This window comes from Marinobacter sp. (genome assembly GCF_041686475.1).
GTDB lineage: Bacteria > Pseudomonadota > Gammaproteobacteria > Pseudomonadales > Oleiphilaceae > Marinobacter.
Window position 1 is genome coordinate 1 of record NZ_JAWLDU010000011.1, and the last position, 21,449, is coordinate 21,449.

Sequence of the window (21,449 nt, forward strand, 5' to 3'; positions counted from 1 at the left end):
CGCCGTTATGGCAGCTGCCCCTGCTGCTCAGGCTTTCGAAGCTGGCGATTTTATTCTGCGTGCTGGTGTTGCGCATGTGGCGCCGGATGATTCTAGTGACTCCATTACAGTAGGTGGCGCTCCCTTATTAAATGGGGCAGATTCCAAGGTTACAGTTGACGCAAATACTCAGCTCGGCCTGCGTGGTACCTATATGTTTACCAGCAACCTCGGTATTGGTTTGCTTGCCGCAACGCCGTTCAAGCACGACATCAATGGTGGTGGAGACATCCCAAGCGATGTGAAGCTGGCTGAAACAAAGCATCTGCCACCAACGCTGACATTGCAGTATTTTCCAATGCAAAGCTCCTCCGCCCTTCAGCCGTATGTGGGCGTTGGCGTCAACTACACAACCTTTTTTGAGGAGAAGACAACTGGCACTCTCGACAGCGTGGTGGCTCTCGAATACGGAATTCCAGGAGCGAGCACTTCCCTGGAGCTTGATGACAGTGTAGGCGTAGCCTTCGAATTCGGCCTGGACTACATGCTAAGCGAAAACTTTGGCCTGAACGCGGCTATCTGGTGGGCAGACATTAATACCGACGCCAAGGTCGAAGTTTTTGATGGCGCAGGTAACTTTGCAGCAGAAACTGATGAATTCGAAGTCGAAATCGACCCCATGGTCTACATGGTAGGCTTCACCTACAAGTTCTGATAAACGTAAACGCCAAAAACCTCACTAACGTGAGGTTTTTGGATGGTACGTCCTCCAGTGCGGGGCCTTCGGGCCCCGCTTTTTTGTCTGGAGAAAACCGGATCAGGCGGTTTCGCGCTGGGGCGATCGCCGTGCCTGGCCACCGCTGCCATTCTGGCTACGGCCACCACTACGACCACCGGGCTTGCCGCCAAAGCTGCGGCCATTACCGGCCGGCTTGCCATTGCCACCACCGTTACCGTTGCGATTACGGGCACGGCTGGGATCCGGCTTGCCCTTGGGTTTCAGCGGCAGGTTGTTGGTCGGCTCAAAGCCTTCCACCGATTTACGCGGCAGCTGCTTCTTGAGCAGCCTTTCGATACCCGCCAGCATCGAACCCTCATCGGCACTGACCAGCGACAATGCGTGACCGCTTTCACCGGCACGACCGGTACGGCCAATGCGGTGCACATAGTCTTCCGGCACGTTGGGCAGCTCGAAATTCACCACCTGGGGCAGCTGTTTGATGTCCAGGCCGCGGGCGGCGATATCGGTTGCCACCAGCACACGTACTTCACCCTGCTTGAAATCGGCCAGGGCACGGGTGCGGGCACCCTGCGACTTGTTGCCGTGGATGGCGGCTGCGGTAATGCCGTCGCGCTCCAGCTTCTGGGTCAGGCGGTTGGCGCCGTGCTTGGTACGGGTAAACACCAGTACCTGTTCCCAGGCGTTATCACGCACCAGCTTGCTCAGCAGGGCGGTTTTCTGGCTCTGGTCTACCGGGTAGACAGACTGAACAATGCTCTCGGCAGCCGTATTACGGGCCGCTACTTCCACCTGAACCGGGTTATCCAGCAATCCCTCTGCCAACGTACGGATTTCCCTGGAGAAGGTGGCCGAGAACAGCAGGTTCTGACGCTTGGCCGGCAACAGCGCGAGAATCTTGCGGATGTCGCGGATGAAGCCCATGTCCAGCATGCGGTCAGCTTCGTCCAGAACCAGGATCTCCACTTCGTTGAAGCGCACAGCATTCTGCTGGTACAGGTCCATCAGACGACCGGGTGTGGCCACCAGTACGTCAAGGCCCTTGCGCAGCTTCATCATCTGCGGATTGATTTTCACACCACCGAAAACCACGGCGGACTTGGTGGGCATGTACCTGCTGTACAGGGCCACGCTGTCGTGCACCTGCGCCGCCAGCTCACGGGTGGGCGCCAGGATCAGTACACGGGGGCCCTTGCCAGTGCGGGGATTTTCCGCCAGGCGCTGCAGCAGTGGCAGGGTAAACCCTGCGGTTTTACCGGTGCCCGTCTGAGCAGCCGCCATTACGTCCCTGCCAGAAAGAACGGCGGGAATGGCCTTGGCCTGAATAGGAGACGGGGTTTCATAACCCTGGTCGGTCGTTGCACGGACCAGTTGCTCGGACAGACCGAGTGAAGAAAAACTCATATTGGATCAACTCTTGATTGTTCTGCCTCCACGAACACCGATCTGGGCGAATGCGGGCAGATGCCATGAAGATTCATGGGATAAAAGACGACTACGGCCACACACCGCTGACGGGGTGACGTCCTCTGACAGGTCGTATGGATGGTTCGCACGGGGCTTTAAAGCCTTGAACTGCGGAAATCCCTAGAGGCAGGATGGAAAGCACGTTAACAGAGGGTCCTGGAAATAGCCATAGGTGGTTTTAAGTAGGATGCTTTTTATTTTTCGGGGAAAAAGGGAACTCCCATCCATGTTACTGGTCACTAGCCGCCGTACTGTATGCAAAATTCACCTCCATGGCCGGAGAAGTCATGCTCAGTGTAGGCGTTGGTCCCTTCAGTCTTTCTATCGGACATCTGTTGCTGATAATGGCGTTTATCGTTGCCCTGATTGTAGGGGCGCTAGCCGGCCGCAAGGAAAATCTCCCGGTATCCGGTGCCCTGGCTGACATTTTCCTCGCCGCCATGGTGGGCGCACGGGTCGGCTTTGTGGCCCGTTACTTTGAACACTACCAGGACGATTGGCTGGGTATCATCGATATCCGTGATGGCGGCTTTGACGTGGTGTCTGGCCTGGTAGTGGCACTGTTGTTCACCGGTTACCTGCTCTGGCGGCGAAGCAACATCCGCCGACCACTGGGGTACGCTGTAGCATCCGGCCTGATAACCTGGGGCTTCACCGGGGGCGTGATTGCACTGATCGACAACCAGACCCAGGGCCTGCCCGAGGTCGCCCTGACCGACCTGAATGAACAACCGGTCGATCTGGACTCCCTGACCCGGGGGCAGCCCACCGTGGTAAACCTCTGGGCCACCTGGTGCCCGCCCTGCATTCGCGAAATGCCGGTACTGGAAGAAGCCCAGGGCCGCTACCCAGGCATCAACTTCGTGTTTGCCAACCAGGGCGAGCATCCGGAAACCATCAGTAAATTTCTCAGCGAGCAGAATCTGGATCTGAAGCATGTACTCAGCGACCGCCAGGGCGGTTTCGGCCGCGCCGCCGGCAGCCAGGGCCTGCCGACAACGCTTTTCTATAACGCCAGCGGCAAACTGGTGGACAGCCACATGGGCGAGCTATCCAGAGCCAGCCTGGCCCGCGGCCTTGAACGCTTCAATGCCAGCCATCTCGAACCATCACCGTCGAAGGAGGTAACATCCCGATGACCCTGCCCCCACTCAAACGCCTACTGCAAGGCACCCTGCTTTCCACCGCCGTTATGGCAGGTGTTGCCCAGGCCGACGATCTCCCGCCGGCGATTCAGAATCTGGAGCAACAGGGTGTGGAGGTAGTAGAAAGCTTCGACGCACCCGGTGGAATGACCGGTTATGTTGGCGAAATGCAGGGGCGCTCACTGGCCTTCTATCTTACGCCCGACGGCGATCATGTCATCGTCGGCACCATGCTGGACAAGGACGGTAACAACCTGAGCGAAGCCAGTATTCAGGAACTGGTCGAGGGCCCGAAATTTGAAAGCGCCTGGCCGAAACTGGAAGAGAGCCATTGGGTCCGCGACGGTGACAAGAACGCAGACACCATCATCTACACCTTCACCGATCCCAATTGCCCCTATTGCTATCGTTTCCGCCAGCAGGCAGAGCCCTGGATTGACGCCGGCAAGGTACAGCTACGCCACATCATGGTGGGCATTCTCAAGGAAGACAGCCTGACCAAGGCAGCGACCATTCTTGGCAGCGATGATCCCGAAGCGGCTATGCACGAGCACCAGACCTCCTTCGAGGAGGGTGGTATTGAGGTGGACCGCAAACGCGTAAGCGCGGCCCATCTCGATGTGAAAGCCAATAACAGCCTGATGCAGGAGCTGGGCCTGCAGGCAACACCCAGCACCCTCTACAGGGAAAAAGACGGGAAAATCAACATGGTGCAGGGCCTTCCCAACCCACAGGCACTGGAGCGCATGATGGGCCCTCGCCCCTGACCACAACGGGTGTCCCGCCAACCAAAGCGGCGGGACTTACTCAGTGGCAGCTTTGGCAAAGCCCGCCAGCGCACCCTTCACTTTCTCGATAACCTCGTCACAGCCCTCCATGTTGTGGCGCTGCTTCAGATACTCGGGGTCGTTGTAGGCCAGCCAGACAGTACCCTCGCTGTCTTCCCAGATGAGCGCTTTCTGCGGCAGATCGATAGCAACACTCTGGGCACATTGCATCAATGGCGTGCCCACCTTGGGGTTGCCGAAGATCACCACTTCGGTAGGCCGCAGTTCCAGCCCTGCCTTGTCGGCACCTTTGGTATGATTGATGCGGTTCATGACCGTCATGTCCTTGTCTTTCAGCACCGACTCCAGCCTGTCCGCCGTTGCCTCCGCACTGTGACTGCTTTTAACCGTCACCATGCCCTCTGCTGCCAACACAGACAGGGGAAGTGCCAACATGACAATGGCTGCCACGTGCCTGGATATGGAAAACATCGGTGTCTCCTCCTGTTTGGAACCGTGCCTACAGCATAGGCCAGTCTGCAATTCACTGCCCGCATCGCTAATGGACTATAGTGATACATGTTGGTTACAGGCCCGTAACGAAAGGGTGGGTCCAGATACAAGAGGTTCTTGATGACTCCCAGGCTTACTGCTGTGTTTTTTCCATGTGTGTTCATCATCGCTGGTTGCAGCCAGGGCGATGCCAATTCCGTGAACAACGAGGAAACCGCAGAAGCTCTGGCGTCACCGGAAGAAACCGGTGTGCTGGAGGTTGCCACCCGTAATGGCTCGACCACTTACTATCTGGACCGTCACGAAAATCCATCCGGCCCTGAGTACAGCCTGATCAGACAGTTTGCAAAGAGCAAAGGCTGGGAAGTCAACTGGACGATGCATGAGTCCACCGCCGCGGTACTTGAAGCACTGGAATCGGGAAACACCCACATTGCCGCAGCCGGGCTGACACATCTGCCCTCCAGAACCGAGCACTTCGTCCGCGGCCCGGCCCATACTGAAATAATCGAGCAACTGGTCTGCCATCGGGACATGAGGCCCATGCCACGCACCCCCGATGCCATGGCAGGTGTCGGCATTACCGTCACCGCAGAGGCCAGTTACGTGGAAACACTGGACCGGCTGGCCAGGGAACATGAAGGTATTGAGTTCAGCGAGGACGAGAACCGGACCACCGAAATATTGCTGTCTGACGTAGCCGAACAGTCTATCGACTGCACAGTGGCCGACTCGAACATTGTCCAGGTAATGCGCCGCCACTTCCCGCACCTGGAAGTGGCAATGAACCTGAACACCGGAAACAATCTTGGATGGTATCTTCCCACTGGTTCTGAAAGCCTGGCCGGCACAGCCCGCCAATGGATGAACAGCCCTGCCGGCGACGAAGCCATCGGTTATATGGAAAGCCGCTACTACGCCTACATCGGGGAATTCGATTTCGTCGATCTGAGGGCACTGAACCGCCGCATATCAGACCGGTTGCCAAACTTTATCGAGCGTTTTGACCAGGCGGAAGCCACTACCGGCATGCCGGCAGATCTCCTGGCGGCTCTGTCCTATCAGGAATCCCACTGGGACCCGAGCGCGGTATCACCAACCGGCGTGCGTGGCATCATGATGCTCACCCAGAACACGGCGCAGTCGCTGGGCGTTACCAACCGGCTGGATCCGGCGGCGGCGATTGACGGCGGTGCCCGCTACCTGGCTGATCGCTATCGCCGGCTGCCTGACACCATTCCCGAACCGGACCGCACCTTCCTGGCACTTGCCAGCTACAACATCGGCCGGGGCCACCTGCTGGACGCCCGCCAACTGGCGAGGGAACTGGGCAAGAACCCGGACTCCTGGGACGACATGAAGGAAGTGTTGCCGCTGAAAGCCGACAAGCGCTATTACCCGAGCACCCGATACGGTTATGCCCGCGGCTACGAACCGGTGCACTATGTGCAGCGGATCCGTAACTACCGGGATGTCATCAGCGCATCGTTTGAATAAATGCTCCTAGTAGACCTTTTCTGCACCTTCAGGGCGGGTCTTGAAACGTTTGTGCAACCACAGGTACTGGTCTGGCAGTTCGCGAACGGTCTGTTCGATATAGCGGCTCCAGGTTTCGGTGTCGCTTTGCTTGTCGGCACCGAAGTTTTCCTGGATGGGGGAGAAAATGACGCGGTAGTGCCCGTCCGGCATCCGTAAATGACTGACACATATTACCGATGCACCAGACACCCGGGCAATGTAGCTTGGGGAACTGATACAACCTGCCTCGACACCGAAAAACGGTACAAAAAGCTCGGTCTTATTGCCAAAATCCTGATCACAGGCAAACCAGACTTCGCCGCCCTTCTTCAGAAAAGAAACCAGCGGCCGCAACTCGCGCTTGGTGAACGGCCGGATTCCGAAGTGGCGGCGGCGACCATTTTCAATCATCCGGTCAATCACCGGATTGTTGTTGGGGCGGTACATGTAGCCGGGCTTTTTCAGGTGGCAGGCGATCAATGGCAGCGCAAAGTCAAAAATGCTGTAGTGCCCGCCTATCAGCAGTACACCCTTGCCCCTGGCCTGGGCCTCCTTGAGGTGCTCCAGCCCGTGCACCTCGGCGTTCTCGCAGAACCCTGACATATCCCGCCACCAGGCATGGATGCTTTCCAGGAAACCGCGGGTACAGGCCACGAAATTGTCCTGCACCAGTTGCTCACGGGCGGTTTCGTCCAGCTCGGGAAAGCAGGTGGCAATGTTGATATTGGCCACTTTGGCGCGGGATTTCAGCTTGCCTTCCAGAAAACAGCCCAGCCGCTGGCCCAGGCGCTGTTTGACCGTCATTGGCAACAGGGAAAGCAGATACAGCGTGAGTACCAGAAGCCACGAGGGCCAGAATGCAGGATGCCACAAAGGCCTGTTGTTCTTGTTGTTGGTGCCGGACATACATCATTGCCTGTTCGAAAACGAGAGACGAGCCTGCCATAGAATCCGGGCAAAGTGTACTTCCAAGTGTGACCGGAGAGCTGGCGGGCCCGCCTCAGGAACCAAACAGGGCCGATTTCAGCGGCCGCAGGAAACCGGGCCGGGTAGCAGGTTTTTCCACCGGCCTGATGCCATCGAATTCCAGGTAACCGTCTTCAATCGGGGCATACCTCAGGGTTTTCACGTCAGCCACGTAATTCTGGGTAACCCTCCAGGGGTCATGGGAGCCCTGGCGCGGCAGACGGTCATCCGCACGGCGGATATATCCCGAGTCCAGCCCGCCCATCACCGTGCCCTCGCCACGGCTGTCGCCGGTATCCCTGGGCACACAGACCTGATTGCCGTGGGCATCCATATGGTTCAACAAGCGACACAGGTACTCCGCGGCAATATCCACCTTCAGGGTCCAGGAAATATTGGTGTAACCGAAAATCATGCCGGCATTGGGCACACCTTCGACCATCACATTCTTGTAGACGACCTTCTCACGCAGGATCACCGGCTGGCCATCAACCACCAGGTCCATGCCCCCGAGCATCTGGATATCCAGCCCAGTGGCGGGAATGATGATATCCGCCGCCAGCTCCTCGCCGGATTTCAGCCGGATTCCGTCCTCCGTGAAACTCTCAATGTGATCCGTTACTACCGAAGCCCTGCCAGCGCGAATAGCGCGAAACAGATCGCCATCCTTGACCACACACAGCCGCTGGTCCCAGGGGTTGTAGCTGGGGGAGAAGTGGCGCATGTCAGCCTTGCCATCCAGCTGCCGGCGCACCAGGTTCAGCATCAGCCGGCGCATGATTCCAGGGTTCTTGCGTGAGCGATTGAACAGAAAACGGGCAACTGCCACATTTCGCGCCCGGGTCAGGCGATAGGCCGTTTCAGGGGAAAATATTTTCTGGAAAAACATCGCCAGCCGATCGTCAGAAGGCAACGGCATCAGATAGGAGGGCGAGCGCTGCAGCATGGTGACATGCCCCGCCTCTTCCGCCATGGTGGGCACCAGCGTTACGGCCGTGGCGCCGCTGCCAATAACCACCACGCGCTTGCCGGTATAATCAAGATGTTCAGGCCAGTGCTGGGGGTGCACAATCTGGCCCCTGAACCGGTCTTCGCCGGGGAAGTCCGGCTTGTAGCCAGCGTCATAATTGTAATAGCCGGTACAACCGATCATGAAGCTGGCAGTAAACGTGAGCGTCTCACCGGTTGCTTCTTCCTCTGCGGTCAGTGTCCAGCACTTGTCGGTTCCGGACCATTCCGCGCGCTTCACCGCCATACCATAACGGATATGCTTTGCCACATCGTTTTCGGCAGCAGTGTCGCTGACGTACTGCTTGATGGAAGGGCCATCCGCCAGCACCTTGCCGCTGGTCCAGGGGCGGAAGTTGTAGCCGAAGGTGTACATGTCGGAGTCGGAGCGGATACCCGGATAGCGGAAAAGATCCCAGGTACCGCCCAGGGACTGGCGGCGTTCAAGAATGGCGAAAGACTTACCGGGGCATTCGCGCTTGAGATGACAGGCCATGCCGATGCCGGATACACCGGCACCGATAATCAGTACGTCCACGTGCTGCTTGTTCATAACTGCCCTTGGCACCGATGCTCGGCTGCGATCTTGTTATCAGTTTTTTTCAAAGCTCGACACCAAAATGCCGGAGTACCACAATCATTAACCAGTAGCAGATTGCCGTAATCGCAATGGATACCGCAAGGCTGAGGTAGAAGTTGACCTCATTTGCCAATAGCACCGGCAACGCGATAAATAACGCCAACGACGGCAGAACCAACCAGAACACGCTGCCAGCAAGCTCAATGACCCTGCCTGCGTCACCCGTATCGACGTAGAGCCAGAGTATAGCCAGAACCGAAGTCAGCGGCACGGACGCCAGAACAGCCCCGATAAACGAGCTGCGTTTGGAGATTTCAGAGATCAGGACAACCAGGACCGCCGTAATGGCGACTTTTGCAATGTAATAGGCCAATTGTCTTTACCTCACGCCGTGGTGTTTCACCGGAATTCCGGAATCACACGAGCTGCGCCCGTTCATCAAGGCATTCATCGGAACCCATTTCAAACTCCCGGCAGATCCAGGGCCGGTTCTCATAAATGGTACACATGAAGGTCTCGCGATCTATTGCAGAGCACCAGCCATCCGCCAGCCGCAACATGGTTTCGCCACCCCACTCGTCGACAGCAATATGCCGGTCGGGAACCCCCGTGTCAGAAATAATCATCACTTCCAGGCGGCAGCAACAGGCCTGACAGTTTGAACAGGAGACTTCGGGTTCGGTTATATTTTTAACAGCAATAGTCATGGCGAGATGTCCGGCGGCACGTAGTTTTTGCGGATGTTCTCGTGCTGTTCGTCGATAAACTTCAGGCTGGTTTTCTCCTCACGCCGAATCAGTGCTTCGATGTCTGCTTTGTTGCCTTCGATTGCCCCCAGGTCCGCCTGGAATGTCCGCCAGCGAACGCTTCGCATGGCTGTTTCGTTGTGGATAACAAAGTTGACGTTAATTTCGTCCGGGATTGGGGATTGATCGTACAGCAGGTAGGCCTTTGGAGGGGCATCAGCGAGTTCCCGCTGAAGGTCCTGCTCAGCACCCTGTTGATAGCGCCACCAGCGTCGTCTTAACTCTTCCAGTTGGGGCTCCAGGCCATCCGCATCCAGCTGGTAATCCCAGACCACGCCGCCGTCTTCCTGCTTGCCATGGTCGGGGCCTTCCACGTAAGAGGAGGGAATCAGTTCATTCAGCCGTCGGTCACCGGCTTCTGCCACCCTTGATATCACGTAACCCGCCGTCGAAAACAGATTGCCGTATACCAGCTCGTCGTCCATCACCAGCCGAATCCAGCGTGGTTGATACAGGGGAAAGTAGCCGGGGCTGGTATAGCTTTTCAGCTCTCTGTGGCGCCACTCCTCCTGGAACAGAAAATCATCGTAGTCGTAATCAAAGAGGGTGTCGAAATCAAGTAACGAGGCGTCCTCATCCATGCTTTCATTGAGATAGACATAATCCTCGCCAATGCCTTTGGTGAGCAGGTCGGCCGGGTTGATTTCGTTGAGCTGGTCCAGGGTGAGCTCATCCCAGACATCCGAAGCCTGAGCAACGGAGCACTTGATGCCCAGCACCTGCTTCAACAGTACCTGCTCCATCCGGCAACGTGCTTCCCTGCCCGGCGCCGCCCGGAATCTTTCCCGGGCTTCCGCGCTCCAGCTGAAATACTCCGGGCTGCCAGCCATCAGGGCCCGGTTGGCCGCTGCGCGGCAAGCGCTAATGGTGTGCTTCATGGCGAAGTTAATGTCTGCGTTGCTCCCATTACGACCATTTACGTAGCGGCGGCTGATAGTTTCTGAGGGCGTATATCAATGCGTCCGGCTGCTGTTCCACTATCACCATGTCCGCATATTCCGGCCTCAGAAAGCCGGCGCCGGACATCTTGCGGATAAAAGCCAGCAGCTCTTCGTAATAGCCTCCAACATTATAGAAGGCGCAGGGCTTGTTGTGATAACCAAGCTGCCCCCAGGTCCAGGCTTCGAAGATTTCGTCCATGGTGCCGGGGCCGCCGGGCAGGGCTACGAAGGCGTCAGCCATATCGGCCATCAGCGCCTTGCGCTCGTGCATGGAGGCCACCACGTCCAGCCGGGTCAGGCCCTGGTGGGCCAGTTCGCGGTCACGCAGTGATTCGGGGATAACGCCATAGACTTCGCGGCCACCGGCCAGCACCGCATCGGCAACCACGCCCATCAGACCCACCTTGCCACCGCCAAACACCAGGTCCATGCCCTGGCTGGCCATATAACGGCCGAACTCATCGGCGGCCTCTGCAAAGCGTTCGTCATCGCCACGGCTGGAGCCGCAAAAGACAGCAATTTTCATGACGGATTCCTGTAAATGTATTCGTTGTCTCGGGTTTTTTCAGGCTATCAACCGGTTTCCTTCAGCTTTTCAAAAGCCTCCGGGTAACGGCGCTTCATCCGGGCAAGGCGGACAATGGTGATGAAATTGGTGACCACCACCATGCCTTCTGCCAGGGTACCGCCAACCGAACCAATAACGATGTTATTCAGCATCCAGGCTATGGCAGCTGCCATCAGCATCAAGCGCATGGGAATGCCACGGAGCATGAACATGCCCACGGTACCGAAGATGGCTGCGGCAATGGCGAAAAAATCCACCGGGCTGCCCCAGGTCAGCACGGCCGCCACCAGGTTCACCACAAGTACCGCCAGCATTACCTTCCAGCTACCAAGATAACGCCGGGCCAGCATGATTCGGCCAATCACCAGCAGGCTCAGGATGGCCGCCGTCCAGCTGCCGAACAGGGCAAACTGCGCTGCAAAGGCCACGTTCGCAGAGATCAGCAGCACCATCAGGCGGTCATCCCGCTTGCTGGCGAAGCCGACAATGCAGAACCCCAGTGCAATCAGGCTGACGACCTGGCCCGCCATGTCGGTATGGCTCATACCCTCAAGCATGGCGGACAACTCCGGGTGGCTGGAACGGTTTGCGTAAAGCCCGGATCACCGTCTGCGATAATCCGGGTCGGTCCAGCAAAGAGGCAGGGGTTCCCCGGACGGGAAGTTCAGGCCCGATTTTTCGAACGCCTCCGGGTCCTGGGCCTCCTCACCGAAATGCAGGCTGCCCCTGACCTCCGCGTCGTTGGGATCGAACAGCGCTTTGGTGTCCAGCACTTCAATCATGTGACCGGTCGACTTCTCGGCGAGAAACATAGATCCCTCCCGGATTTCCGCTGATGATGTGTGAAACGAGCTAGCTCGCTAACTCAATCTTCCTGAAGTCGAGTGTATTCTCTTTTGGCGAGGCTTCAATGCCCATCACTTCGGAGCGGCGCTTCACTACGGTGCAAATAAAAAAAGCCCCGCCATCCGAAAGCCGGACAGCGGGGCTGAAAACACGAACTGTCTGTTTGGGGTCAGTCGTGTGTGAACCTGTTTTCAGGCGATGATTCAGGCCGCCTGTTCTTCGCTCTCATCCGCAGAGTTACGGATCAGGAAGTCAAAGGCGCTCAGGGCGGCCTTGGAACCTTCACCCATGGAAATCACAATCTGCTTGTAGGGCACTGTGGTGGCGTCACCGGCGGCAAACACACCGGGTATCGAGGTCTCGCCACGGGCATCGACAATGATCTCGCCGTGCTGGCTCAGTTCGATGTCGCCTTTCAGCCACTCGGTGTTGGGGATCAGGCCAATCTGGATGAACACACCTTCCAGGGCAACGTGGTGCTCTTCGCCGCTGTTACGGTCCTTGTAGTTCAGGCCGCTGACTTTTCCGTTCTCGCCAACCACCTCGGTGGTCTGGGCGGAGGTCAGGATCTCCACGTTTTTCAGGCTTCGCAACTTCTTCTGAAGCACCTCGTCCGCCTTCATTTCAGAGGCGAATTCCAGCAGGGTGACGTGGCCGACAATACCGGCCAAATCGATGGCTGCTTCCACGCCGGAGTTACCGCCACCGATTACCGCCACACGCTTGCCCTTGAACAGGGGGCCGTCACAGTGCGGGCAATAGGCCACGCCCTTGTTGCGGTATTCCTCTTCGCCGGGTACCCCCAGCTGGCGCCAGCGTGCACCGGTGGACAGAATCAGCGTACGCGCCTGCAGCGACGCGCCATTGGCCAGGCGAACCTCATGAAGACCACCCTTGCGGGCCGCCGGAATCAGCTTTTCGGCACGCTGCAGGTTCATGATGTCCACGTCGTACTCTTTAACGTGCTGCTCCATGGCAGCCACCAGCTTGGGGCCTTCGGTGTAGGGCACGGAGATCAGATTTTCGATGCCCATGGTGTCGGCCACCTGGCCGCCGAAACGTTCGGCTGCGATACCAGTGGATATGCCCTTGCGCGCCGCGTAGATAGCGGCTGAAGAACCAGCCGGGCCACCGCCGATTACCAGAACCTCGAACGGGTCCTTGTGCTTGAGCTTCTCGGCTTCACGGGCTTCGGCTCCAGTGTCCACCTTGGCGATGATCTGCTCAAGGGTCATGCGGCCCTGGCCAAACGGTTTGCCGTTCAGGTAAACGCTGGGCACAGCCATGACTTCGCGCTGCTCCACTTCGTCCTGGAACAGGGCACCGTCGATGGACGTGTGCTTGATCTTCGGGTTGAGAGCGCTCATCAGGTTCAGCGCCTGAACCACGTCGGGGCAGTTCTGGCACGACAGGGAGAAATAGGTTTCAAACTCGAACTCACCGTCCAGATCTTTCACCTGATCAATGACTTCCTGGCTAGCCTTGGGCGGGTGACCCCCTACCTGCAGCAGCGCCAGCACCAGCGAAGTGAACTCGTGCCCCATGGGAATACCGGCAAAACGCACGCCGATATCGCTGCCAATGCGGTTGATGGCAAAAGATGGGCGACGAACATCCGGGGATTCTTCCGTGCGCTGGCTGATCTTGTCCGACATCGGTTCGATCTCGTCCAGCAGTTGCTTCAGCTCCTGGGACTTTTTGCTATCGTCGTAAGCTGCAACCAGCTCGATCGGCTGCTGCAGCTTTTCCATGTAGGCTTTCAACTGCTCCTTGATACTGGCATCCAACATGCTCTCTGTTCCCCTCGGATATCGTAAAACTGAATGTACAAACTCAGGTTGAGTCGTGAATCGAAGCTGTGCGAACAATACGGTCAAGCCATGCAGAGCTCAAATTAATTGATCTAAAGTATTTGATAGGCCTTTGCTATTCGACTCTGCAAATCAACCAGATAGAAACAAGTAAGGCCCGCAGAGCGGGCCTTACTACAGGTTTCACGGTTATCGAAACCTTAGATCTTGCCTACCAGATCCAGTGACGGAGTCAGTGTCTCTTCGCCTTCTTTCCACTTGGCCGGGCAAACTTCGCCAGGATGGTTGCGAACGTACTGTGCCGCTTTAACTTTGCGCATCAGGTCGTCTGCATCACGGCCGATACCCTCGGCAGTGATTTCCATCGCCTGGATAATGCCATCCGGGTCGATCAGGAAAGTAGCGCGGTCTGCCAGGCCCTGGCCTTCACGCATAACACCGAAGTTGTTGGTGATGGTGCCGGTCTGGTCGCCAACCATGAAGTAGTTGATCTTGCCGATGGTGTCGGAGCTGCTGTGCCACGCCTTGTGAGTGAAGTGGGTATCGGTAGACACGGAGAATACTTCCACGCCCAGCTTCTGAAGCTCTTCATACTTGTCGGCTACATCGCCCAGCTCCGTCGGGCATACGAAAGTGAAGTCGGCCGGATAGAAGAAAAATACCGCCCACTTACCTTTTACATCGGCTTCGGAAATCTCAACAAACTCACCGTTCTTGAAAGCAGTTGCATTGAACGGCTTAATTTCACTGTTAATCATACCCATATGAGAAGTCTCCAGTTGGTTAATTTAAGCATTGGCTAACTTGAGCGGGACACTATATTGGTCCGCTCAAGAACATACAAATTGATTGTTTTTAGTTGTTCGATAGGTAACTACTATTTTATTCTTTGGCGGGTAATAGCAAAGAACTAATTCGTATTATCGGGCTGAAAGGCACCCTTGTGGAATTCGGTGGCAACCTCCACTTCCTCTACGCCGCAATCTTTTGGCTCCATCACTACGCCTCCGGCCAGCGCCTTCAGTACCGCATGTACGCCATGAGACAAGGATTCGGTATTGTAACCGCCCTCAAGGATCATGGCTAACCGGCCATTACAGTGCTTGTCAGCAATCTGCTGGACAATTCCGGTCATGGCGGCAAAACCCTCGTAGGACACGTTCAGTGCGAGGTCGAACCAGTGAGCGTCGAAGCCGGCAGAAACCAGCACCAGGTCCGGCTTGAAGAAGTCTGCTGCTGGCACCAGAATGTCACGCACAGCCTTCAGATAGGCGACATCGGCCGGATCACCCCGAAATCGTCCGGTCTGACGCACGAGGCTACCCAGCCAGAATGTCCAGGAAGTAACTGTACAACCCGATACCTATTAACACGTTAAACGGGAAGGTCACACCCAGAGAGGCCAGCATGGCAAGCCCGATATCTGCATCGGGAATGGCGTGTCGCACGGCCACCGGCGCTGCAATATAAGAGGCACTGGCGGTAAGGGCGCCGAGGATGACAATGGTGCCGGGTTCGAGTCCCAGCCACAGACCGGTTGCCAACCCCGGCAGGGAGAGGATTGGCGGCATGCACAGGGCAAAGACAATCAGCCGCCAGTGGCGGAGCTCGATTTTGCGCAGGGTTTCAGCCGCCACCAGCCCCATCTCGAGCAGAAACAGTGAAAGTACCAGGGAGAAGGCTCCGGTCAGCGGCGCCGTAACGCCATCGCCCTGGTCCGGGCCGTAGAGAATACCGATAACCACACCGCCAACCAGCAAAACCACACTGCGGTTGGTAAGGGTTTCCTGCCAGAGGGGTGTTCCGGTGCTGCTTGTCTGGGCTGTTTCCTGGGTATAGCGCCGGTATAGCCACAGGCCGGTGAGAATCGCCGGCAGCTCCAGCAGAACCAGATACAGAGTCACCTGCCCGCCAGTGGCCATCCCCCTGGACTCCACCCAGGCCAGTGCAACAGCAAAGGTACCCGCACTGACAGAACCATAGTGAGCACAGAAACTGGCGGAATCCGCCACACTCAGTCGAACCAGGTGCCGGAGCATCGGAAACAGTACCAGGGGAATGATAAAGCCCAGTGCCATGATCGCCAGCACCTGCGAAACCAACCCCCAGTGAAGGTTGCCATGCAGGGCCATACCGCCTTTCAGGCCGATGGTCAGCATCAGCAACAGACTGAGAATGTCGTAAGCGGCCTTGGGAATCGTCAGGTCCGAGCGAAGGGTTCCAGCAATCACTCCAAGCAGGAAGAACATCACGATGATGTCTGGCATGAAACAGAAAACTCCAATAAAAAAGGGGCCCCGCAGGGCCCCTTACATAAAACTCTAAGCTAGGCGGTCCCCACCTGTTGTGAGGCTGGCCTGAAAAGCAGCGGATTTGGCTGCTGGTGTGTTGCAGTCACTTTACCATCCGATGCCACGGCCACCTCAAATATATGGTAGGCCTCTGGGCCGAATGGGTCGAGTGCTGTATCCAGGTACTGGTAACTGATTGGCACAGGATCACCCGAATACACCACTACAAATTGCCGTTCCACCATCGGAATGGCAACGTTCAATGGTTGCTCCACCCAAAGGTAAACACCCTTCTGGGGTACAACGTATTCGCAGCGGACCACGCGGTATCCTTCCCGCAGCTTCAGCGTGTTGGGCTCTTTGCCGCATTCGAGACGGAATTTGTGAATGGTTTTCATGGCCGGTTCTCCTTCTGTGGAACACAGTGACATCATCCACAAACAATAAATCGAAAGGAATACGATTTTTTCTGGTTTATCATTCGGTTTTTTCGATCTCATCGTCCAGCTCAGGACGCTCCCGCAACAACTCGACTACCGCTGCATTATGGCTGCCCCGGGCCCGTGTCACCGCGTACAGGGTGTCCCTGACCTCGTGGATACTAGCCACATGCACCACCTGGTACTGGCGACAAACCTCATCACGGATGGCCGTTGGCGCTGCGAAATAACCCAGACCCTCCCGACCGAAAACCTTGATCAGGGCGCTGTCGTCCACTTCGGCAACCACGTTCACCCGGATATTCTGGCTGGAAAACCAGTTCATCAACGCGCTTATATAGGGAGCGTCAAAGGAAGTCGCCAGGAACGGTTGCCGGTCAAGACTGGCCGGAAAATCAGCAGCCAGAATGTCCGCCAGCTTCGGGGCCGCAAACAGCGACATGGAAGAACTAGCCAGGCGATGGCTGCGGAAATGGCCAGCCTCGCCCGAGGCGGGCTGACGGTCAGTCAGAACAATATCCAGCTCCCGCTGGCCAAGGCGCTTCAACAACCCCGTGGTGTCGCCGGTACGACAGCTCAGCCGGACCTCGCGGGACAGGGACAGGGCAGGCTCCGTCAGATGAAAGGCAATGAGTTTGTGAATCGAAGCAGCAATACCGACCGACAGACTCAGGGGCCTGTTCTCCGGAGGCTGACGAATCACATCCGTCAGCGCCTGGGCAGTCTGGAACATGTCATCGGCGTAACCGAAGACAGTCTGCCCGAAATCCGTCAGTTGCAGGGCCCGGTTGGCACGTCGGAATAACGAATTACCCAGGGCAGATTCGAAAGTAGCCAGCTGACCGCTGAGGGTTTGTGGTGTCAGCTCAAGACTCTCCGCCGCACGCGCGATAGAACCTTCCCGGGCGATCACCCAGAAATAATAGAGATGACGAAGATTCAGATTGTCCATATCCGGTATTGCTCACTGTTCGTGGGCAGACGACAAGTTGTACACAAGATCAGGCGCTCACCTGGTTCACGCCTGGATGCGCGCCACTTCCACGCCAATCTGGCCGGTGCCGATGATGCCAACTGTACGTCCGCGGATGTCGAAGCCCAGGAGTCCGTCGAGGGCGAAGTTGCCGTCGCGGATACGGTGGTAGGCGACCACCCGGGTGTCGGCCTCGTGCATAAGCAACGTCAGGCTCTGGCCTACCACTCCAGTTGCGCACCGGTCTGGTACTCGATCACCCGCGTTTCAAAGAAATTTTTCTCCTTACGCATGGTAGCCTGCTCATCCAGCCAGGGCGAGACGTTCTTCGCCCCCGGGAACGGTTCTTCCAGGCCTACGGTCCTGGCGCGACGGTTGGCCACGAAGCGGAACTGTTCGCTGTGGTACTCCGCGGAGTAGCCCAGAATGGGGTCGCGCAGGATGTAGTTGGCGTAGGCGGTTTCGGCTGCCTCGGACTCATCCCACATATCCCGCACGGCTTTGGGATCGAGGGTGATGTTCTCTTCCTCCAGAATCTGATTCACCACCTTGAGACCAAACGAGAAGTGCATGGCCTCGTCCCGCAGGATGTATTGCAGCTGTTCACCGGTGCCTCGCATCAGGCCCCGGCGCTGCAGGGCGAAGATGGGGCTAAAACCGTTGTAGAACCAGGTGCCTTCAAACACGGCCGCGAAAAACAGGTAGGACATGATAAATTCCTGCAGATCGTCCTTGTTACGCAGGTTCATGTCGGAGCGCATGGCGGCGTCCAGGCGGCGGTTGGCCATCTGGATCTTGCCATTGATGGCGGGCACCACCCGGTAGCGGTTATAGATTTCGCTCTGGTCCAGGTTCAGTGTTTCGATGCAGTGCTGGTAGGCCCAGGTGTGCATGGCTTCCTCGTACACCTGCCGCGCCTGGTAGATCTGCAGTTCCGGGGCGCTCATTTTCTCCATCACCGCCAGGCCGATGTTGCGCATGGCAAGAATGTCGGAGGTGGTGAGATACGCCAGTACGTTTTCATACACGTGCTTCTCCGGCGCGGACAGGCGATGGTGATAGTCGTGAACGTCCTGGGCCATGTTCACGTCCAGCGGCGTCCAGTGGTTCTTGTTGGCGTTCATGAAATACTCCCAGGCCCAGGGGTACTTGAACGGGGCCAATTGATTGATGTCGGTCTCGCCGTTGATGACCCGCTTGTCGTCGACGTTGATGGGGGCCGGGCCCTCAGGGGTGGCAGAGGTGGTTTGGGTGGTTGGTTCGTCTTCCCAGTTGAGCATGATTAAATCTCCAGAATTATTGGCAGGCTTCGCAGTCCGGCTCGTCGATGCTGCACACCTGCGGCTGCGGCGCTGCTACCGGAGCGGATTTCTCGGCGCCGGTGGCCCCCAGGGAGCGCAGGTAGTAAGTAGTTTTAAGGCCACGTTCCCAGGCCAGCTGGTACAGGTCGTCCAGTTTTTTGCCGCTGGGCTCGGCCATGTACAGGTTCAGGCTCTGGGCCTGGTCCAGCCATTTCTGCCGGCGGGCAGCGGCCTCCACCAGCCAGCGGGCGTCGATTTCGAAGGCGGTGGCGTAGCGGGCTTTGAGTTCGGTCGGGATGCGATCGATCTGCTGCACGCTGCCGTCGAAGTATTTCAGGTCGCTGACCATCACGTTGTCCCACAGGCCTTCGGCTTTCAGATCCCGAACCAGGGACGGGTTCACCACGGTAAACTCGCCGGACAGGTTCGATTTCACGAACAGGTTCTGGTATGCGGGCTCGATGGATTGGGCTACGCCCACGATGTTGGAAATCGTGGCCGTGGGCGCGATGGCCATAACGTTGCTGTTGCGCATGCCGTTCTTTGCAATCAGTTCCCGCACCGGGGTCCAGTCCAGGCGGCTGCTGGTGTTCACGGACAGCTGACCTTCCCGGCGATGCTCTTTCAGCAGGTTGAGGGAATCGATGGGCAGAATGCCCTGCTGCCACAGTGACCCTTCGTAGCTGTCATAGGCGCCACGTTCACCCGCCAGCGCGGCAGAAGCGCGGATGGCGAAATAGCTGATCTGCTCCATGGACAGGTCGGCAAATTCCACCGCTTCCGGGCTGGTGTAGGGCAGGTTGAGTTTATAAAGCGCATCCTGAAAGCCCATCAGGCCCAGCCCCACCGGGCGGTGTTTGAAGTTGGAGTTCTTCGCCTGGGGCACCGCGTAGTAGTTGATGTTGATGACATTATCCAACATGCGCACGGCGGTGTTTACCGTTCCTTCAAGGCGCTGCACATCCAGCTCGCCGTCACGGATATGGGCCGCCAGGTTGATGGAGCCCAGGTTGCACACCGCGATTTCATCGGCGCTGGTGTTCAGGGTGATTTCAGTACAGAGATTAGAGCTGTGCACCACGCCCTTGTGCTGCTGCGGCGAGCGCAGGTTGCAGGGGTCCTTGAAGGTGATCCAGGGGTGGCCGGTTTCAAACAGCACGGTCAGCATCTTGCGCCACAGCTGCTTGGCGGGGATCTTTTTGGACAGGGCGATCTTGCCCTGCTCCGCCAGCGCCTCGTAATGCTCGTAGCGTTCGCGGAAAGCGTTGCCGTAAAGGTCGTGAAGATCCGGTACGTCGCTGGGGGAAAACAGGGTCCAGTCCTTGTCTTCGCGCATACGCTCGATCAGCAGGTCCGGTACCCAGTTGGCGGTGTTCATATCGTGGGTGCGGCGGCGTTCGTCACCGGTGTTCTTGCGCAGCTCCAGGAATTCCTCGATATCCATGTGCCAGCTTTCCAGGTAGGCGCAGACAGCGCCCTTGCGCTTGCCGCCCTGGTTGACGGCCACCGCCGTGTCGTTGACTACTTTCAGGAACGGCACCACGCCCTGACTGCTGCCGTTGGTGCCTTTTATATGCGCACCCATGGCCCGCACCGGGGTCCAGTCGTTGCCCAGTCCGCCAGCCCATTTCGACAGCATGGCGTTGTCGCGAATGGCGCCGTAAATGTCTTCCAGGTCATCGCCCACGGTGGTGAGATAGCAGGACGACAGCTGGGAATGCTGGGTGCCGCTGTTAAACAGGGTGGGCGTCGACGCCATATAGTCGAAGGACGACAACAGGTTGTAGAATTCGATGGCGCGGGCATCAGGGTCGTCTTCTTTCAGTGCCAGGCCCATGGATACCCGCATGAAAAACACCTGGGGCAGCTCCAGGCGGTCGCCTTTCCAGTTGATGAAATAGCGGTCGTACAGAGTCTGCAGGCCCAGGAAGCCGAACTGGTAGTCCCGCTCCGGCTTGAGGGCGGCGCCCAGTCTCTCCAGGTCAAAAGCCGCCATGGCTTGGTCCAGCAGATCGTGGCGAATGCCCTGGTGAACAAAAGCCGTCAGCGCCTGTGGATAGACTTCCTGAAGCGGCAGATGCAGAGGCAACTCCAGGGCGGTGATGGTCTCCAGTCGCAGCTGTTCCAGCAGCAGTCGGGCGGTAACGGCGCTGTAGTCCGGCTCCTGTTCGATGCGCCCGCGGGCGGTCATGATCAGGGCGGTCAGCACTTCTTCCTCGGCGATGCCGTCGTAAAGATTGCGCAGCGCGCCTTCCACCAGGGATTCCCCGTCAATGCCGTCGAGGCCCTGGCTGGCGTGTTCCACCTGCACTTTCATCAGGCCAAGATCCAGCGGGGCCACTTCGCCATTGGCTTTCTTGATGGTCAGCGTAGGGTGAGCTTCAACCGGCTCGTGCAGAGCCCGCTCCTGGGCGTGGGCTTCGCGATAGAGTACGTAGGCACGGGCAACCTTCTGCTCCTCTGCCCGCATCAGTGCCAGTTCCACCTGGTCCTGGATATCTTCGATGTGCACCTTGCCACCGGCTTTCAGGCGGCGGCTGATGGCCTGGATAACCTGGTGGGTAACGCGTTCCACGGAATCGTGAATACGGGCAGAGCCGGCGGCTTCGTCACCTTCCACGGCGAGGAAGGCCTTGGTAACAGCAACACTGATCTTGGCAGGATCAAATCCAACCAGGGTACCGTTGCGTTTAATGACCTGCAGGGAGGCAGTATTGGTTGGCCCGGAGGCCTGAAGTTGAGACTGGGGTTCAGCCAGGGTGGCGGTGGACATGTCGGTTCTCCTGAATA

22 protein-coding genes and 1 pseudogene are annotated in these 21,449 nt (G+C 57.6%); 4 read left to right on the plus strand and 19 right to left on the minus strand.

The genetic code is table 11. The annotated features are described in order from the left end of the window. Positions 1-7 precede the first annotated feature (7 nt). Positions 8-694 (plus strand): OmpW/AlkL family protein, encoded by a 687-nt coding sequence (locus tag ACESMB_RS04240; RefSeq protein ID WP_372970996.1) that lies wholly within the window; start codon positions 8-10, stop codon positions 692-694. A 102-nt stretch (positions 695-796) separates the two neighbouring features. Here the strand turns inward: ACESMB_RS04240 and ACESMB_RS04245 are convergent, their stop codons facing one another. Continuing rightward, positions 797-2,122, minus strand: a complete 1,326-nt coding sequence (locus tag ACESMB_RS04245; protein ID WP_372970980.1) for a DEAD/DEAH box helicase — start codon at positions 2,120-2,122, stop codon at positions 797-799. A 350-nt stretch (positions 2,123-2,472) separates the two neighbouring features. Between ACESMB_RS04245 and ACESMB_RS04250 the strand changes: the two genes are divergently transcribed. Together ACESMB_RS04250 and dsbG are read left to right on the plus strand one after the other, a co-directional pair. Continuing rightward, positions 2,473-3,324 carry a prolipoprotein diacylglyceryl transferase family protein gene (locus ACESMB_RS04250; protein ID WP_372927242.1) on the plus strand — a complete coding sequence of 284 codons (852 nt, stop codon included), beginning with the start codon at positions 2,473-2,475 and terminating at the stop codon, positions 3,322-3,324. Then, positions 3,321-4,097, plus strand: coding sequence for a thiol:disulfide interchange protein DsbG (gene dsbG / locus ACESMB_RS04255; RefSeq protein WP_372927241.1), 777 nt, complete (start codon positions 3,321-3,323; stop codon positions 4,095-4,097). The genes ACESMB_RS04250 and dsbG overlap by 4 nt, the downstream gene beginning before the upstream one ends. A gap of 36 nt (positions 4,098-4,133) precedes the next feature. Here the strand turns inward: dsbG and ACESMB_RS04260 are convergent, their stop codons facing one another. Continuing rightward, the gene (locus ACESMB_RS04260; protein ID WP_372970981.1) at positions 4,134-4,589 is read right to left on the minus strand and encodes a DUF302 domain-containing protein; all 456 of its coding nucleotides are present in this window, start codon (positions 4,587-4,589) and stop codon (positions 4,134-4,136) included. A 141-nt stretch (positions 4,590-4,730) separates the two neighbouring features. On the opposite strand from ACESMB_RS04260, the gene mltF reads away from it, so the two are divergent. Further along, a complete protein-coding gene (mltF, locus tag ACESMB_RS04265) occupies positions 4,731-6,107 on the plus strand; it encodes a membrane-bound lytic murein transglycosylase MltF (RefSeq protein ID WP_372970982.1) in 1,377 nt (458 codons plus the stop codon). Positions 6,108-6,113: 6 nt separating this feature from the next. On the opposite strand, the gene ACESMB_RS04270 is transcribed toward mltF, so the two are convergent. From ACESMB_RS04270 to ACESMB_RS04350, 17 genes and pseudogenes are all read right to left on the minus strand, one after another. After that, a complete protein-coding gene (locus ACESMB_RS04270) occupies positions 6,114-7,034 on the minus strand; it encodes a lysophospholipid acyltransferase family protein (RefSeq protein WP_372970983.1) in 921 nt (306 codons plus the stop codon). A 94-nt stretch (positions 7,035-7,128) separates the two neighbouring features. Next, entirely contained in the window at positions 7,129-8,655 is a 1,527-nt protein-coding gene (locus ACESMB_RS04275; RefSeq protein ID WP_372927237.1) for a flavin-containing monooxygenase, read from the minus strand. Positions 8,656-8,704: 49 nt separating this feature from the next. Beyond that, positions 8,705-9,055 carry a DUF3147 family protein gene (locus tag ACESMB_RS04280; protein ID WP_372970984.1) on the minus strand — a complete coding sequence of 117 codons (351 nt, stop codon included), beginning with the start codon at positions 9,053-9,055 and terminating at the stop codon, positions 8,705-8,707. A 43-nt stretch (positions 9,056-9,098) separates the two neighbouring features. Then, positions 9,099-9,389 (minus strand): YkgJ family cysteine cluster protein, encoded by a 291-nt coding sequence (locus tag ACESMB_RS04285; protein ID WP_372927235.1) that lies wholly within the window; start codon positions 9,387-9,389, stop codon positions 9,099-9,101. Next, positions 9,386-10,366 (minus strand): hypothetical protein, encoded by a 981-nt coding sequence (locus ACESMB_RS04290; RefSeq protein WP_372970985.1) that lies wholly within the window; start codon positions 10,364-10,366, stop codon positions 9,386-9,388. The genes ACESMB_RS04285 and ACESMB_RS04290 overlap by 4 nt, the downstream gene beginning before the upstream one ends. A gap of 28 nt (positions 10,367-10,394) precedes the next feature. Beyond that, entirely contained in the window at positions 10,395-10,955 is a 561-nt protein-coding gene (locus ACESMB_RS04295) for a TIGR00730 family Rossman fold protein (RefSeq protein WP_372927233.1), read from the minus strand. A 47-nt stretch (positions 10,956-11,002) separates the two neighbouring features. Next, positions 11,003-11,554 (minus strand): YgjV family protein, encoded by a 552-nt coding sequence (locus tag ACESMB_RS04300; protein ID WP_372927232.1) that lies wholly within the window; start codon positions 11,552-11,554, stop codon positions 11,003-11,005. 45 nt (positions 11,555-11,599) lie between these two features. After that, the gene (locus ACESMB_RS04305) at positions 11,600-11,809 is read right to left on the minus strand and encodes an acetyltransferase (protein ID WP_372927231.1); all 210 of its coding nucleotides are present in this window, start codon (positions 11,807-11,809) and stop codon (positions 11,600-11,602) included. 237 nt (positions 11,810-12,046) lie between these two features. Next, positions 12,047-13,633 carry an alkyl hydroperoxide reductase subunit F gene (ahpF, locus tag ACESMB_RS04310; protein WP_372927230.1) on the minus strand — a complete coding sequence of 529 codons (1,587 nt, stop codon included), beginning with the start codon at positions 13,631-13,633 and terminating at the stop codon, positions 12,047-12,049. Positions 13,634-13,854: 221 nt separating this feature from the next. Continuing rightward, the gene (ahpC, locus tag ACESMB_RS04315; protein WP_372970986.1) at positions 13,855-14,418 is read right to left on the minus strand and encodes an alkyl hydroperoxide reductase subunit C; all 564 of its coding nucleotides are present in this window, start codon (positions 14,416-14,418) and stop codon (positions 13,855-13,857) included. A gap of 146 nt (positions 14,419-14,564) precedes the next feature. Next, a complete protein-coding gene (locus tag ACESMB_RS04320) occupies positions 14,565-14,969 on the minus strand; it encodes a hypothetical protein (RefSeq protein ID WP_372970987.1) in 405 nt (134 codons plus the stop codon). A gap of 4 nt (positions 14,970-14,973) precedes the next feature. Then, a complete protein-coding gene (locus ACESMB_RS04325; protein ID WP_372970988.1) occupies positions 14,974-15,921 on the minus strand; it encodes a sodium-dependent bicarbonate transport family permease in 948 nt (315 codons plus the stop codon). A 59-nt stretch (positions 15,922-15,980) separates the two neighbouring features. Further along, positions 15,981-16,343 carry a hypothetical protein gene (locus ACESMB_RS04330; RefSeq protein WP_372925306.1) on the minus strand — a complete coding sequence of 121 codons (363 nt, stop codon included), beginning with the start codon at positions 16,341-16,343 and terminating at the stop codon, positions 15,981-15,983. Positions 16,344-16,422: 79 nt separating this feature from the next. Then, complete coding sequence (locus ACESMB_RS04335; protein ID WP_372925307.1) at positions 16,423-17,337, minus strand: LysR substrate-binding domain-containing protein; 915 nt, start codon at positions 17,335-17,337, stop codon at positions 16,423-16,425. 69 nt (positions 17,338-17,406) lie between these two features. Then, a pseudogene (locus ACESMB_RS04340) lies at positions 17,407-17,532 on the minus strand (NAD(P)-dependent oxidoreductase); the annotation flags it as partial. Between the two features lie 47 nt (positions 17,533-17,579). Next, entirely contained in the window at positions 17,580-18,638 is a 1,059-nt protein-coding gene (locus ACESMB_RS04345; RefSeq protein WP_372925308.1) for a ribonucleotide-diphosphate reductase subunit beta, read from the minus strand. 16 nt (positions 18,639-18,654) lie between these two features. Next, positions 18,655-21,432, minus strand: a complete 2,778-nt coding sequence (locus tag ACESMB_RS04350; RefSeq protein ID WP_372925309.1) for a ribonucleoside-diphosphate reductase subunit alpha — start codon at positions 21,430-21,432, stop codon at positions 18,655-18,657. Between the last annotated feature and the right edge of the window lie 17 nt (positions 21,433-21,449).

What these genes read in the sequence shown, in the direction of transcription:
- ACESMB_RS04240 (WP_372970996.1), top strand. Translation starts at nt 8, where the DNA reads ATGGCAGCTGCCCCTGCTGCTCAGGCTTTCGAAGCTGGCGATTTTATT.
- ACESMB_RS04245 (WP_372970980.1), bottom strand. Translation starts at nt 2,122, where the DNA reads ATGAGTTTTTCTTCACTCGGTCTGTCCGAGCAACTGGTCCGTGCAACG.
- ACESMB_RS04250 (WP_372927242.1), top strand. Translation starts at nt 2,473, where the DNA reads ATGCTCAGTGTAGGCGTTGGTCCCTTCAGTCTTTCTATCGGACATCTG.
- dsbG (WP_372927241.1), top strand. Translation starts at nt 3,321, where the DNA reads ATGACCCTGCCCCCACTCAAACGCCTACTGCAAGGCACCCTGCTTTCC.
- ACESMB_RS04260 (WP_372970981.1), bottom strand. Translation starts at nt 4,589, where the DNA reads ATGTTTTCCATATCCAGGCACGTGGCAGCCATTGTCATGTTGGCACTT.
- mltF (WP_372970982.1), top strand. Translation starts at nt 4,731, where the DNA reads ATGACTCCCAGGCTTACTGCTGTGTTTTTTCCATGTGTGTTCATCATC.
- ACESMB_RS04270 (WP_372970983.1), bottom strand. Translation starts at nt 7,034, where the DNA reads ATGTCCGGCACCAACAACAAGAACAACAGGCCTTTGTGGCATCCTGCA.
- ACESMB_RS04275 (WP_372927237.1), bottom strand. Translation starts at nt 8,655, where the DNA reads ATGAACAAGCAGCACGTGGACGTACTGATTATCGGTGCCGGTGTATCC.
- ACESMB_RS04285 (WP_372927235.1), bottom strand. Translation starts at nt 9,389, where the DNA reads ATGACTATTGCTGTTAAAAATATAACCGAACCCGAAGTCTCCTGTTCA.
- ACESMB_RS04290 (WP_372970985.1), bottom strand. Translation starts at nt 10,366, where the DNA reads ATGAAGCACACCATTAGCGCTTGCCGCGCAGCGGCCAACCGGGCCCTG.
- ACESMB_RS04295 (WP_372927233.1), bottom strand. Translation starts at nt 10,955, where the DNA reads ATGAAAATTGCTGTCTTTTGCGGCTCCAGCCGTGGCGATGACGAACGC.
- ACESMB_RS04300 (WP_372927232.1), bottom strand. Translation starts at nt 11,554, where the DNA reads ATGCTTGAGGGTATGAGCCATACCGACATGGCGGGCCAGGTCGTCAGC.
- ACESMB_RS04305 (WP_372927231.1), bottom strand. Translation starts at nt 11,809, where the DNA reads ATGTTTCTCGCCGAGAAGTCGACCGGTCACATGATTGAAGTGCTGGAC.
- ahpF (WP_372927230.1), bottom strand. Translation starts at nt 13,633, where the DNA reads ATGTTGGATGCCAGTATCAAGGAGCAGTTGAAAGCCTACATGGAAAAG.
- ahpC (WP_372970986.1), bottom strand. Translation starts at nt 14,418, where the DNA reads ATGGGTATGATTAACAGTGAAATTAAGCCGTTCAATGCAACTGCTTTC.
- ACESMB_RS04325 (WP_372970988.1), bottom strand. Translation starts at nt 15,921, where the DNA reads ATGCCAGACATCATCGTGATGTTCTTCCTGCTTGGAGTGATTGCTGGA.
- ACESMB_RS04330 (WP_372925306.1), bottom strand. Translation starts at nt 16,343, where the DNA reads ATGAAAACCATTCACAAATTCCGTCTCGAATGCGGCAAAGAGCCCAAC.
- ACESMB_RS04335 (WP_372925307.1), bottom strand. Translation starts at nt 17,337, where the DNA reads ATGGACAATCTGAATCTTCGTCATCTCTATTATTTCTGGGTGATCGCC.
- ACESMB_RS04345 (WP_372925308.1), bottom strand. Translation starts at nt 18,638, where the DNA reads ATGCTCAACTGGGAAGACGAACCAACCACCCAAACCACCTCTGCCACC.
- ACESMB_RS04350 (WP_372925309.1), bottom strand. Translation starts at nt 21,432, where the DNA reads ATGTCCACCGCCACCCTGGCTGAACCCCAGTCTCAACTTCAGGCCTCC.